This window comes from Deltaproteobacteria bacterium, assembly GCA_016208165.1.
Lineage (GTDB): Bacteria > Desulfobacterota > Desulfarculia > JACQYL01 > JACQYL01 > JACQYL01.
Genome location: JACQYL010000112.1, coordinates 1 through 14416 on the forward strand (window position 1 = coordinate 1; position 14416 = coordinate 14416).

The 14416-nt window shown below is 58.6% G+C and carries 7 protein-coding genes; 1 reads left to right on the forward strand and 6 read right to left on the reverse strand.

Annotated elements, in window-relative coordinates; all coding sequences use genetic code 11:
• The 6 genes from HY788_19935 to HY788_19960 all read right to left on the reverse strand — a co-directional run.
• Positions 1 to 431: DUF362 domain-containing protein (locus HY788_19935; GenBank protein ID MBI4776412.1), on the reverse strand; the 431-nt coding region annotated here is incomplete at its 3' end.
• Positions 428 to 1408, reverse strand: a complete 981-nt coding sequence (locus HY788_19940) for a radical SAM protein (protein ID MBI4776413.1) — start codon at positions 1406 to 1408, stop codon at positions 428 to 430. The genes HY788_19940 and HY788_19935, both read right to left, overlap by 4 nt.
• A gap of 281 nt (positions 1409 to 1689) precedes the next feature.
• On the reverse strand, positions 1690 to 2712 hold the full coding sequence (locus HY788_19945) for a hypothetical protein (GenBank protein MBI4776414.1): 1023 nt from the start codon (positions 2710 to 2712) through the stop codon (positions 1690 to 1692).
• A 662-nt stretch (positions 2713 to 3374) separates the two neighbouring features.
• Complete coding sequence (locus HY788_19950; GenBank protein MBI4776415.1) at positions 3375 to 4379, reverse strand: efflux RND transporter periplasmic adaptor subunit; 1005 nt, start codon at positions 4377 to 4379, stop codon at positions 3375 to 3377.
• Positions 4369 to 5076 (reverse strand): ABC transporter ATP-binding protein, encoded by a 708-nt coding sequence (locus HY788_19955; protein ID MBI4776416.1) that lies wholly within the window; start codon positions 5074 to 5076, stop codon positions 4369 to 4371. Before HY788_19955 ends, HY788_19950 begins: the two co-directional genes overlap by 11 nt.
• Positions 5069 to 6277, reverse strand: a complete 1209-nt coding sequence (locus HY788_19960) for an ABC transporter permease (protein ID MBI4776417.1) — start codon at positions 6275 to 6277, stop codon at positions 5069 to 5071. The genes HY788_19955 and HY788_19960 overlap by 8 nt, the downstream gene beginning before the upstream one ends.
• A gap of 450 nt (positions 6278 to 6727) precedes the next feature.
• On the opposite strand from HY788_19960, the gene HY788_19965 reads away from it, so the two are divergent.
• Entirely contained in the window at positions 6728 to 14407 is a 7680-nt protein-coding gene (locus HY788_19965) for an SDR family NAD(P)-dependent oxidoreductase (GenBank protein MBI4776418.1), read from the forward strand.
• Positions 14408 to 14416 lie beyond the last annotated feature (9 nt).

Consider the following 14416-nt stretch of genomic DNA (forward strand, 5'->3'; position numbering starts at 1 on the left):
TGAATCGTTATTTCTTCGGGGGTCGTATCGTAGTCGATGGGTATATTCAGTCGGTTTCCCAGTGATGTCATTCCGGTGCGTTTATAGACCAGTTTCAGATACGTTGTGCTGGGAACCCCCGCAGGGCCGTCGCCGATAATGATATCGGCTCCCTTCGAACGGAGCGTCCTCGCGACCGTTTCAACCACCATCGGATGGGTGGTCACGGCTCTTTCCGGAGCGAATGGCCCCGCGAGATTGGGCTTGATATAGATTTCCTCATCGACAGGGACGAGACGCTCCCATCCTCCCAACAAACCGACGGCCTGGTCGACGGCGGAGGCTACCTGCTCCCTTTCATAGGTGTTGCAGGGCGTTATGGCGACGCGTTCGGGCTCTGTCCTCCTGGTGAATTCACGGCCTCGGGCAAGTTTGGACGATTCGGACGTCATTCGGAACGATTTCCCGGCGTTGTTGAGAGGCTGGAGGAGCATTCGGGGCAAACCATGTATTCGAGTTCCTGCCGCTCTTCTTTCACATGAGGGAGTTTGTGCTCGCCGTTGCGTGAGGTCTGCAGGTCCTTGAAGAACCGGGGGTACTCTCGAGTCGCCTCCGAACGGCATAGACCCAATGTCTCGCTTGGATCCAGTGGGAGCTCTTTCCCCCGGAGGCTCGGCGCAATGCGTATGCCCCAGCAGCCTTTCCTCGGAACTCCCATCGCATGGTTCATACGATCGTACAAATCGGTTACATTTTCTTTCAACACGTTCCCAAACGAAACGGGTACAAAGTCGCAGGGACAGAAGTCACCGGACGATGTGATGTAGGAGTGGAGCACGCCGGCGCAGCAACCGAATTTGGTTGGATGTTCGGTATACGGGAGGGAACTGACCTTTGGAAACCGTGTCAACTTGCGATTGGCCGCAAACTGAATCCGGAAAAGTCGCCGGTGATCCTGCTCCGAGTAAAAAACGCCGTCTCCGTTTCCGGCATGCAGCACCCCCCCGCATGGAACGGGCTCGTGAATTCGAACCTCGTGGGCGCCTTCCCGTTTCACCAGTTTGAACAGTTTGAACAGGTGCTCTCTCGACAGTTCCTTCTTTAGCACGACCGCGTGCACCATGGTGTACAATCCGGCTTGGGCCGAGATTCGGATGGCTTCCAAGGCCGACTCGAAGGCATCCCGGTCACCCCTCGACCGGTTGTGCGTGTCCGGATCGGCGCTGTCCAAACTCACCGCCAGGCTGAACAGCCCCGCTTGTTTCAGGGCGAGGGCCCGCTTGCGAGACAGCGCTTTTCCGTTGGTGGAGAGTATGACGATGCTTCGATCGTCCACGGACCGAATGATCTCTCCCACATCCTTCCTCAGCAGCGGTTCGCCGCCCGTGATTCCGATATAGGCGATTCCGAGAGCCTGGAGGCGCGCCATGACGTCGATCCACCGGGAAGTGGTGAGTGCCGGCTTCAGGGGGGCGTTTCATGATTTGACATCTTCCGCCGATATCGCGCTGGGATTCAGACTCCTTTGGATTTATTGAATTGTTCCGGAATCCGCCTCTCGGCGCGCTTGTCCGGACAATCACTTCAATGGAGACACCCTCTCTTACGGAAGGATGAACACATCGGTTGCGGGCTCCTAAAACCCGTGCCCGGTTGCTCGTCCAGGGTGTACGGTCGTGCTTGACACCCTGGAGTTCGCCTTTTGGCGGATCAGGAGTCGCTCCGCCGAACGCCCGTATTTCTCTTTCTCAATTTCCATACGGAAAGAGCCATCAGGCAAAGCAGGAAAACCACGGCTCCCCAGTTCGTGATGGTATTAATGGAGCTATGCCCGCTGTCCCTTGTCGGGCCCGGCGTTGGCCCTCCGTTGCATTCCCCCAAGGTGACCTCGAGCACGAATTCGGTCATCCCGATACCTCTCGCCCCGGGTTCAGCGTCAACGTTATTCGCCCCGAAACTTTCGCTTCCGATCATGAATCCCACGTAACCGGTGAAATTCTGCTGATTGAGGTCCGTCTGCACGGCCTGGGTGACATCCCTTTCATAGTGGGCATAATCGGTTAGGGAGTGAGGGAACGTCATAACAATCGGGTCTCCGATGAGCGATCCGAAACAGGTTCTTTTCCCGTCGTTCGCCATGTTTTCACACGCATCGTTCATATCGTATACCCCGAAGTGGACCGTCGTCGAGTTGCCGGGCTGAGCCGACCCTGAGTACCACGGCGAGACCTTGAATTTCAGAGTGGCCGATTGAACCTGACATCCCTCATGACCCTGCATGTCATACACAAAGTAACTGAAACTTCTTCCCTGGTACGGATTCGGTCCCGTATTGGCGGCAAACATGACGGAATCCACACACGGGCGATCCTCGAAACCGGGCCCATCCGTGGCCAGCGGATATGGACGAATGGGATATGTGGCCTCGGGAGATCCCGCCGGCCAATTCGTTCCGCCAACACCCCCGACTTGGTTACCCTCATAATCCTGGCCGCTCGTCTGAGGGTTTTGAGAGGGCCAATCGGTGCACACATCCTCCGTGTACGGATATGTTTCCGTCGGATCCTCGCACTGCGTCAGTGTTCTCAAATAGAAAGCGTGGCCCGGTTCGCAAGTAAACATGGGCATGCTCACCACCGCATTATTGACGAGGTCCGGCGCTATCGGACCGTTCGCGTTCGCCATGCCCATAAGCAGGACTGCCAGCGCCACACCAAGAATTGTGGTCTTCATTGTCTCCCCCCAATGGTTTCAGGTTAACATGTCCTCTGAAATCAGGTTCCCCTCGGGTTTCCAACAGAAGCGTTTATGCTGAATATCGTACACCTCGTCCGAACGGAAGCCGCCGGATGTTCTTTTCGTGAATCAAACCTCTTGCCGGATCAGAATGCAGCGATCCTCGGCCATGCGTAGCGTTACATCGTTCGAAATCAAAACGTGCGCCATCCTTCTCGCTCGGGTAACCTTCTCGTTGGCATCCCGAGGAATCCGTGCGCAAATAAAAGGCGTGGCCTGGCAGGCAGTTAAAAAGGGGGCCGCTCACTACGGCGTTGTCGGCGAGGGGCGGTTTGACGAGCTGACTTGCGTGAGAAGAGACCGGCGTGACCATCAATAGGGCCAATCCGAAGACGGCGCTCCTCATGTTACACGCTCCTCAGCATTCAGGTCAGGTTATGTAAGATGCGATCTTCGATTAGGTCTGTTGCTTTGTATTATCCACATCAACCCGTTAAATGCCTTAACTACGAGAGATAGTCTCGTTTGTCAATTGGGAAAATTCAATGCAGGGAGCGGCAACGGCAGTAGGAAGACCGGACGTTCACTGCAAGAAACCCATGCAACCCGTGGTTTCACGCCGTTCGATCGGCATCCGACCGCCTATCCTCTTGGGAACGTCATGAACTTGCAGGAGGTTTGGCCGTTTCCTCCTCGTCCGCGCCCGGCGACGGCGGATTCAGCGGCTTGTGCAGATGAATGATCACCCTCATGCCCTCCCGGAGCATCAGGTTCGGATTGGCGGCGGTAAACTCCACTTCATAGTAGGAAGGTTGCACCGGATCCATGGATAACGGCGTCCATGAGATGCGGCTTATCCGAGCTTCAAGCCGCTTGGGATTGAGAGATTCGGGCTGCAACGTGACCCGGTCTTCCAAAGCCAACCGGAGTGCCTCCTCTTCGTACACGTGTGATCGCACCAGCATGGGATCCATAACCCCAACGACGAAAATCGGATCCTCGGCCGTCCATCGGACTCCCGGTCGTATCTCCGGGTGCACCCACAACACGTGGCCGTCAATGGGAGATGTTATCGCGGTCTCTGCGGGTTCGGGTGCATCACGGGAACCCTCGTAATCCAACCGCTTCACGAGAAGTTTCACCTGGTCGGTCAGTATACGCAACTGTTTCTCGGTATCATCCAACTGCTTGACCGCGGAAGTGGGTAGGTTTCTTCGTTCTCCCGGCTCCCGAACCCGATTTTTCAAATCGGTCAATTGTCGATTCAGCCCATTCAGCAACAACTCCAAGGCCTTAATGTCGGGGGCGCCTAAGCCTTGGTAACGGGATTCGGGCGCCGGCCGATAAGCAGCCAGTGCGTCTCCTTTCAGCACGGACTGTCCGGCCTGAACGTTTAGCGACGTTATGGCTCCCTGCACGGGCAGAGCCACGGAATGTCTTAGAGAACACACGGTCTTACCGATAAACACCATATCCGCGGTGCGGGCTTTCCGGGGCACGAGCCTGCGATAATCCGGTTTCTCCTGAAGGGGGAGTGACATGGCGCGGCTGTTCGTTTTCGTCTCAGCCGCTTCTTTGGGAAGCATGTCATACATAAAGTAACCCAGCGCCACGGCGCTCAGGACGAGCAAACAGACCCAAAACAGGCGGCCTTTAGCTTTCATACAAGACTCCGTCTTCGAGTCGGCAGATCCGGTGGCAGCGATGAGTGATCGCGGGATCATGGGTTACGACAATCACCGCTGATTTCCCGTCGCCGGCGATTTGCTCCAGGTAATCCATAACATGCCGGCCGTTGCTCTGATCGAGCTGCCCGGTGGGCTCGTCCGCCAGGATCAGACGGGGTTCGTTGACAAGCGCTCGCGCAACGGCGACCCGTTGGCGTTCACCGCCTGAGAGCAGGTTGGCCGGATGATGCATGCGGTGGAGCAGCTCGACCCGCTCGAGCGCTTGAGAAATCCTCGAAGGTCGTTGGTGGGCGGGCACTTCCGCATAGATAAGCGGAAGCTCCAGATTTTCGTACACATTACAGGTCTCCACCAGATCGGACCCCTGAAAGACGAAGCCCAAGTACCTGCGCCGAAATCCGGCCTGGTCGGAGCGGGTCAGGGACAGCATATCCCGTCCCATCATTCTGTAAGAACCCGTCGTTGGGTACAGGAGAAGCCCCAATATGAACAGCAGCGTCGATTTGCCGCTTCCCGAAGGCCCCATGACAGCCACCATCTCATTCTGGCGGACCCTCAGGTCCACTCCGCGAAGCGCCCTGACCGCCTCCACACCCGTGTGAAAGTCTTTGGTCAAGCCCGCCACATCGACCAACACCGTTTCGTGTTCTTGCCTTTCAAAAAGGTCATTCATACCGCAATGCCGATGCCACTTCCATCTTGGCGGCCCTAAGAGCCGGGTAGAATCCCGCGACCACTCCTACCACCAAGGCAAAGGACAGGCTCCAGCCCACGCTTCGAAGGAAAAGGTCCAGCGGCGGACGGCTCTTCAACAGAAGGCTGATGATTTCCATGGATGCCGCGCCTAAAGCGATTCCCACGAGCGCCGAAGCCAGGCACAGGAATAAGGATTCCGACAGAAACTGAATCCATATATCCCGATCCTCCGCACCCACGGCCTTCTTGACTCCGATCTCTCTGGTTCGGGTGCGGACGGCGGCCATTTGAATATTCCATATGCCGATTCCGCCAAGAACAAGAGTGGCAATGGCGGACACATTGGCAAAAAGCTCGAGCCAGAAAGCCACCATCTTTACGCGATCCAGGTTTCCCCAAAAACCATCCACCCGAAGCCCGTCCGTGTACATGTATTCTCCAAGGGCCCTGGGTATCGCCGCGGCCACGGAATCCACTTCATCCCAGTTATCACAGCGCACAAGGAGGCGGACCGGAAGCGACATGCGGGGCGATCGGCTCAGTGCGGTGGTCATGGGTGCGAACACATAGCGCGTTCCAGGGCCAACTCGAAAACCGTCCAGTACTCCGGAAATCTGATATAACTCGCCGTCGATCGTCAAGTGTCTTCCGGCTACGGTTTCGGTATCGAAGATCAAGCGAGCCAGTTCCGCGCCGATCACACACACTCGGTCACCGTTATCAATGGCGCTTTTCCCGAAGAACCCGCCGTCCACCGGTGTGAAGTTCTGCAGTTGCCAGAAATAGTGATCCACGGCCACAAGGGGAACACGAATTTGACGCTCGCCCCAAACAACCGACGCCGGTTCGGACTTGAACGCGACGGCGCTTACAATGTTCACACCGGGCACGCGTTCGATCGCCCATATCGCGTCCCACAAGAAAAAGCGCTGTTTCGCGGTCCAGGGTTCCTGCAGCGGTCTGTCTTCATAGTACACCTGCAGGATGGTGGCGCCGCCTAGAAGGTCCAGGTTCTGGTTGGCTTTTTCCCTTACGTCACCCCTCATGGTCATGACCACGATGAGGCCGGCGGTGCCCAGCAGGATGGCGGAGGCCGGTCCTAGGTATCGCCTGCGACGGCGACATATTTGGCGAATGCCGATGCGGATGATATCCCGCAATCTTGACAAGCGAAGCATGGTTTCAGCCGGTCCGACTTACGCAAAGGGGGAATGGGCTGAAAAGGGTTTCCGACGGATAAGAACCAAGTTCAGCCTCTTCATGCGAAATGGCTTTGCCCCTGGAAACAATCAGGGCTGACCGTATTGAAGGATCTACTTCCTCGTACAAAAAGCCCGCATTCCAATCCGCGGCGGCGCGTCGCGGATTGGAAAAATCGATTATTCCGTTTATCACCTTCCGTGCACCCACAAGTCAACTCCATTTCAAAGCTCGGGCAACAGGCGCTCGAACCTTGTGAGGCCTTCCTCGAGTGAATGGCCTGGGAAGATGCCCATCGCTTATAGACCGCTCGAAAGGGGCCGGTCTTCCTTGGCCGTTGTTTAAGCGGCGGATCTGTGATATTGGCGGATCTGTAATATTCAAGAAGTCACCCGGAGCAATACACCTTCCAGGAGAAGCATCAGTCCGTGTTCAGCGATTCCAGACCCGTTTTCGGGTTCGTATGGCGTGTCCGAGAGATCACGGAATCCGTGCAAAACATGGCCCGTCGAACGGGCTCCCATGCCGTTTTCGATCTATCCCAATCCGAACCTTGTGCTGCGGCTTCGGCCCTGAATGAAATTGGAGCGGGAGACGTCAAAGTCTCCCGGGACCAGCTCGACGCGGCGACGTTTGGCGCTTTCCTCGAAGAAGCCCATCCCCAAACGGTGTGGATCGAGTACCATCCGACCCTTTCTGATACGGATCCCGAATCCTTCATAACCGAATTGCGGCGATTGAACAGGCGGTACAACTGCGTGCCGATCATTGGGGATCCGCGACTGCTGGACCGTCTGACGAGCGGAGATTGGGCGCCGCCCGTCATTGCTCTCAAAGGGTCGGAAGCCTCCGGTTTTGCCGGCAATGAAACCACGGGCATCCTTTACTCGACGGCAAGGCGATTGATCGACGAGCATCAACGCAAGATCGACCTGATCGTCTGGGGGGGCGTCGCTACTCCTGAGGCAGCGGCAGCCTTTTTGACCACCGGCGCCCGCGGTATCGTATTTGAAAGCCTTCACCGGCTGACGGACGAGGTGCAAGCGAACCCGGCGGTGCACAGGCGAATCGCGAACCTGCGGCACGATCATATCATAACGGTAAGCATGGATCCGGGTGTGAGCCTTCGCGTGCTGGACAAAGGCAACTCGGCGGCCGTGAAGGAACTCCGGAAGCGAGTGGCGGCTATCCTCGATGAGATGCCTCCGGATCGTCGCGGCCGCGCGTTCTTGGATGCCGTCAGGGAACACATCCGGTCCGCGCTGGAAGACGGTGAAGACCCTCGGGCACTCGTGACGCTGGGCTGCGAGGCCGCCTTTGCGCGTTCCTTCGTGGACCGGTTCGGCCGAAAGAGCGGTGAAGCCATCGAGGCCTTCATCGCCGAGACCGGCCGTCTATGCCGTGAGGCTGCCGACTTCAGTGATTGCTTCCTAGACCACCCGCTGGCGAAGCGACTTGGTACGGTTTACCCGTTTCTCCAGGGAGCTATGACCTGGATCAGCGACGCACCCGAGTTCGCCCGCACGGTTGCCGAGGCCGGCGGCCTCCCTACGTTGGCGTTGGGGTTTCGAAACCGGAGGAAGCTGGGAGAAGACCTGGGCCGCATCAGATCGGTGTTGGGCGCGCATCCCTATGCTGTGAACGTAGTGGCCCTGCCCGAGAATCCCTATCTCGATGAACAACTCGCCTGGATACAAGAACATCGTCCGCCGTTCGCCGTGGTCGGCGCCGGTCCGCCGTCTATCGCAAGCATGTTGTGCGAAAAAGGAATCGAGACGTTTTACATAGCTCCCGACGAAGGGCTGCTCGTCATGGCCCTCGAATCGGGTGTGCGATACGTGATCCTCGAGGGGAACGAGGCCGGTGGACACGTGGGCGCGTATTCCACATTGACGCTGGCGCAGATGGCCCTGGAACTGAAACGTCGCAGGCCGGAGCTTTTCGCGGGACGGTACGTCCTGCTGGCGGGCGGCATGTTCAACAGGGAGACGGCCTTCAGGGCCGCCATGTTGGGCGCCGACGGAATCCAGCTCGGTACGGCTTACCTGGCGACCAAGGAAATCGTGGCCACCGGCGCTTTAGATGGGCTCTATCAAGATCGGGTTCTCCGGTCCCTTCCGGGTGATACCGTGGTTTCAGGAGAAAGCGCGGGGCTGGGCGTCCGGTCGCTGCAAACCCCCAAAGTAGATGCGATCCGTGCATTGGAAAGAGCGTTCCTCGCCGGTAAGGAGAGCGAGGAATCCTTTCGGCGCCGACTGGAATCTCTGGCCGCCGGGAGTCTGCTGATCGCCGCTCGGGGGATCGGCGGTCCCGATGGAAACTCTCTAAATGAGGACGTCCGTCTCAACGAAGGGCAGTTCATGAGCGGCGCGGTGGCCGGAGCCATCAACAGCGCGTACACCGTGGATGAATTGCATCGCGATTTGGCGCAGGGACGTCTGGAACTGGTGATGCCGGCGTTCGGGCCGAGGGCTTCCCGACGGGTCCCCAGTCGAACTCGAAGCGTGAACCGCAACGAACGATTGGCGATCACGGGCATGGCCGTGGTGAACTCTCTGGGGACCTCTCCGGATGAAGTCTGGCAAAATGCCGTGTCCATGAAAAGCGGAATCACAGAGGTGCCGGCGTCCAGATGGGACCATAGCCAATACTACGACCCCGATCCTCGATCACCGGAAAAAACCTACTGCAAAGTGGGGGCCTTCCAACACCTGACCGTCGATCGCAGGAGCCTGGGCATAGCGCCTCAGGATTTTCGGGCCATGTCCAACTCGACCAAATTGACCTTATGGCTAGCCCATCATGCCATAGACGACTCGGGCATCGCGGGCTCGGATGTGCCGCGGGAACGAATCGGAGTGCTCGTCTCTCAGAATTCAGGAGAATCGGCCAGTACGTTGACGGACATCGTGATCCGCTCGGCGGCCGGCCGGATCGTGTCGAGCCTGCAAGAGGTCATCTCCATGACCCCGCAAGAGGTCCTGGCCGCCGAGCGTCGCATCAAGCGCGATCTTGTGCGGGTGGACGATTCTACGCTTCTCGGACGACTCAACAGCATCGCCGGAGGATTCATCTGCCAGAAGTACGGCTTCATGGGCCCCACGTACGCTGTTTCCGCGGCTTGCGCCACCAGTCTGGCAGCGCTGTACAGCGCCGTACAGATGATCCGAAACGGGATTCTGGACGCCGCGGTGGTGGGAGGCGGCGAAGAATCGCTGACGCAGGTGCATTTTCTCGAGTTCGCGGCCATAGGCGCGCTGGCGGGAGTTTCCGGCAGACAGCGCCCTCCGGAAGCGAGCAGCCGCCCCTTTGACGCCGGCCGGGACGGGATGGTGTTGGGAGAAGGCGGGGGCATGATCGTGATCGAGGCCGAATCCGTGGCCCATGCCCGCGGGGCGCACATTTACGGCTACATTTCCGGGGTGGGGGGCGGCAACAGCAGTCGGGGAATGGTGGAATCTCTGGCGGAAAGCCAGCAGTCGGTTATTGGCGCCGCTTTCAGGGACGCGACCTATGGACCGGATCGGGTGAGCCTGGTGGACTGCCATGCCACTGGAACCATCCAGGGGGACATCGAAGAGGTCAAGGCCCTGAAACGATTCTATGATCCACTCCGTTCCACCGCACTCGCGGCTTTCAAATCTCAGGTGGGGCATACGCTCGGCGCGGCGGGTATCGGCAGTCTGATCCGCAGCCTAAAAGCCATGCAATATAAGATCATTCCGGCAACCTTGAACTACCAGGCGCCGGAACCCGCCATGGAACTCGAACAATGGGGTTTCCGGGTGCCCTCGGAGCCGGAGGATTGGCTGCATGACCCGGACCGGCCGAGACGCGCTCAGATCAATGCGTTCGGTTTTGGAGGGGCCAACTACGTGGTCCACCTGGAGGAATGCCGGAACCACTCCGGAACTATAGCGATCTCGCTCACCGCGCCGATGTTGTCTCCTCAGCCGGTCCCGGAAACCCAACCAGCGCTCCCGCACGTGGGAGGGGTATCCTTTTTCCGCGCCGGTATCAACGGAGACCGGTACCGCGTGGCGGTGGTTTCGGAGAATGACCGCGAAGCTCGAGTCATGGCTGAAAAGCATCTTACGGATCCCGGGGGAATCCCGATGGGCGAATCCCGGCGCGGGCCGGCCCGGGAAGGCGTCTACTGGGGTTCGGAAAGTGCAGCGCCTTTGCCGTTGGCGCTCGTTTTTCCAGGGCAGGGTAGTTGCTATGCGAGTATGAGCCTGGAACTCTACGAGTCGATCCCCGTTTTCCGGCAATGGCTGGATCGCATCGCCCGGGGCGCCGAGTTCGATGTGCTGAAGCTACTTTTTCTCGCGGATGAGGCGACCACACTGGACACTCGGTGGCAGCAGCCGGCCCTGTTTGCCATTGAGACCGCAATGGTTCAATCGTTCCTGTCCCTTGGAGTATGTCCCCGGGCCCTGGCCGGGCACAGCGTGGGCGAGTTGAGCGCCCTGTGCGCGGCGGATGTCTTTTCCCGGGAGGACGGTATCCGCATTGTCCGCAAACGGGCCGAGCTGATGGATCGGGTAGGCCGTTCGATCGAAGACCCGGGCGTAATGATGGCGGTGGACGCCCCGATGCGCGTACTCGAGGAAAAGATCTCCGGCAACGAACAGGTATTCTTCACCAATTTCAATTCTCCCAACCAGGTGGTGGTGGGGGGAAGCACCGAATCCGTTTCCGAACTGGCGCGCGAGCTGGAAAAGGACGGCTATAGGTGCACCCGACTCAAAGTGAGCATGGCGTTTCACTCGCCCGCTCTGAAAACGATACGGGATGAATTCAAGAACTTCCTGTCCGGCATCGAGTTTCAGGCTCCCCGGATTCCGGTCATTTCGAATACGATCAACACCTTTTTCCCCGACGATTCAGAGGAGATCAGGAGCATTCTGGCGAGCCAGGTCGAGCGTCCCGTGCACTGGATGCAAAATATCAGAAAGCTCTGGAACGACGCCGGCATACGGTGTTTCCTCGAGGTAGGACCGGGAGGAGCGTTGAGTGATCTGATCGCGGACACATTGGACGGAGCCGTATGCGTTGAGACCTGCCGGTCGGATCGGGAAGTCCATACATACCGTACAGCCCTGGCCAGGCTCTATGCTTCAGGCAACCTGCAGGACGGGATCCGACCCGACGAGTTGAACGTGTCGCAGGAGAGGATGCTCCGATCTTCAGCCGCGGCGGGGAAAAAGGATTTGTCCCCAGGCTTCGGCGAAGGGTCCGAGGCGACCGATTACCTGGAACAGGTCATCCGGATCATCATGGAGGCCACCGGGTACGAGCGGCGCGAGATCGAGCCGGATATGGATCTCCGGGAGGATCTGGCCATCCGTTCCAGTCGTCTTCCGGTCATCGTGGACATGGCCGAACGCCGCTTCGGAATTACGGTTAACCTGAAAGACTTTGTGGGCGTTCACACGGTGCGGCAGGTGGCCGATCGCATCGAGGAGGTGGCCGTTCGAGTCGGCTCCGAGCCCCGAGTTCTCGATGACACCGAAAACCCCCCGTTGGCTCCTGTTCGAAACCTGGCAACGCGGCGCCCTGAGGAAGCGGTAGAAATCGAGCGCGGCCCGATTCAGCGATTCGTTTTCGAAGATGCGCCCCTGAAACGCGGTTCCGGTCGTGCTCTCGAAATCGGTTTGGGCCGTGCGGTAGTTCTGTTGAATGCAAGCCGAACATCGGTATTGGCGGAAGAACTCGCTCGCGTCCTAGCGGAAAAATATCAAGTCCGTCCGGTGATTATGAGCTGTTGGGGACCCTCCGAGCGTGGGAACGCCTTTGATTTGCGTACGACCGGAGGCGTTGAGAGCGCCGGCGCGTTTCTCGCGCAAACCGAAGGTCTTACCGGTCTGACGTTGGTTCTTGACGGGGAGGCATCTGGAATCGGGGACCTGCATGAAGTTCCGGCTTTCCTGGCCGGATTCTTCACTACGGTAGAAAGTCTGCTTCATTCCCCGCACAAGGCGTTCTGCTCTCTGGTGCATCGCAAGACGGATCCGAGGGCTTCCTCCGCGGTGGCCGCCGAGGGAGTGCTGGGCCTGTTTCTGGCGGCCCGTCAGGAATATAGTTCTGTTCTGTTCCGCAGCATAGAAACGGACAGGCGAACGGAGGCCGAGGACATCGTTCGACTGGCTTTGGACACCGGAATGGACGAAGTTCAAGTCATTTGCCGCGATCGGGAGTTGTTTACGCCGAGACCCCGGGCGCAGGACGCCGCCCTGTCCGAGGCGCCGGACTTCACATTGAACCGGGGCGACGTGGTCGTCGTCTCGGGCGGAGGTAAGGGGATCACGGCTTGGCTGGCGAGGGCCCTCGCCCCGTTCGGCCCCCGATTGCTGCTGTTGGGACGCACGCGGCCGGATGCTTCGATTGATTACGACGCCCTCCTTGCCATGGAGGGTCCTATAGAATCCGCGGTTCGAACCTACCTGAAGGAACGTCGGCCGGACGCGGCTAAGAGCGGACTCGATGCCGAGCTAGATGAAATCATGGCCGGTGCGGAAATCCGTGGAACGATCCTGGATCTGCGTTCCAGAGGGATGGAAGTCGAATACCATTGCTGCGATGTGACCCGGGAAGAGAGTGTGAGCAGCGTTCTGGAAGGTGCGGTGAGGCGGTACGGCAGAATTGACGGCATTATCCACGGCGCGGGGATCCTTCGGGATGCCTTCATGGAATTCATGACTCGGGAAGACTTCCTGCGGGTGATGGACGTTAAATTGACGGGCGCATGGAACCTGTACAATGCGGCCGGATCCCACGGGCTCCGGTTTATGGTGGGACTTTCATCCATTGTAGCCGCTTTGGGAAACATTGGACAAACCAATTACTGCTCCGCGAATCGCGCGATGGGAGCCTTGTTGAGAGCCCTACCGGGCGAGGCCGAGAGGGTAGCCACAAAGACGTTGCTGCTGCCTCCCATCGACGGTGCAGGCATGGCCGGAGACGCCGAGATCAAGGCCTTGATGAAATTGCGCGGCATGGCTGACGCATATGTGCACGTGAAAGAGCTGATGGAATTGTTTTGCAGGGAGATGTTCGCCGTGTCCGGCGGACCTTCCGAAGTGATGTGGTCCAGGCCTTTGCCTAAGTCGATTTCCCGCGGGTTCCATCTGAACCAGACCCCGCCGATGGAAGGACTCGGTTTGTCTTCGGGCGGCAACGCCTTTCCCTTCGAGAAGTTTCCACTGGTTGACAGCGTCCGGCGTCTGGACCTCGAGAAGGGCGAGCTGGAGACGGAGCGGAACTTCAACGTGGACCGGGACCTCTGGCTCGAGGATCACAGGCCGTTCGAATTCGTCAAACACCCGTTGATCTCCGGCGTCATGATCGTTGAAACGCTATTGGAGGCGGCCAAGCTTCTATACCCTTACCTGCACATTCACAGCCTTCGCAACGTGGAGTTCAGGGATATGGTCGAGTGCCTTCCCGACACGGACTGTGTGACGCGAACCCTGGTCCGCAGGTCGAGGCTCGAGGACGGAGAGACGGTCTGTGACGTCTCCCTGATGAGTCAGGATATCTCGCCTTCCGGAAGGGTTACGGATCATTGGTACACGAGAACCAGGGGGGAGGTCGTTCTGGGAGGCGGGAAAGACCCGGCTGCCCGGCGCGCCATACCTTGGGTAAAGGAAGAGGACCTCGTCCACCCGCCTGTACATGCCGGCGGGATTCAGGATTTGTATCGGAACTACACCGGGCTTCGGGGCCGGTATTGCGTACTCGAGGGGGTCCGTGGCTCCGGAGCGGGCGTTATCCACGGCAGCACGGTATATCGGAAAAGCCGGGATGTGGCTGATTTCGAAGAAACCAACTACATGTACTCGCCGTATCTGCTGGAAGCCCTGCAGCATCTGGTCGCCTATTATAATTTCGTTGCCCGGCCGGAACACGCCCTGGTAGGCTTGCCCGTGGGCTTTGAGGAGATGCGATTCAAAAGGCTCTGCAATTCGGGGGAAAGGATATCGATTTCCGCCCGTATGACATCGGAGGACGAAACCGGACAGCGCTGGGAAGCGTGGGCGGTGGACGAGGCTGAGGAGACCGTCATGTGGGTCAGGGGACTTGGATTGAAGTGGCTTTCTCTTTGAGCCCACGGG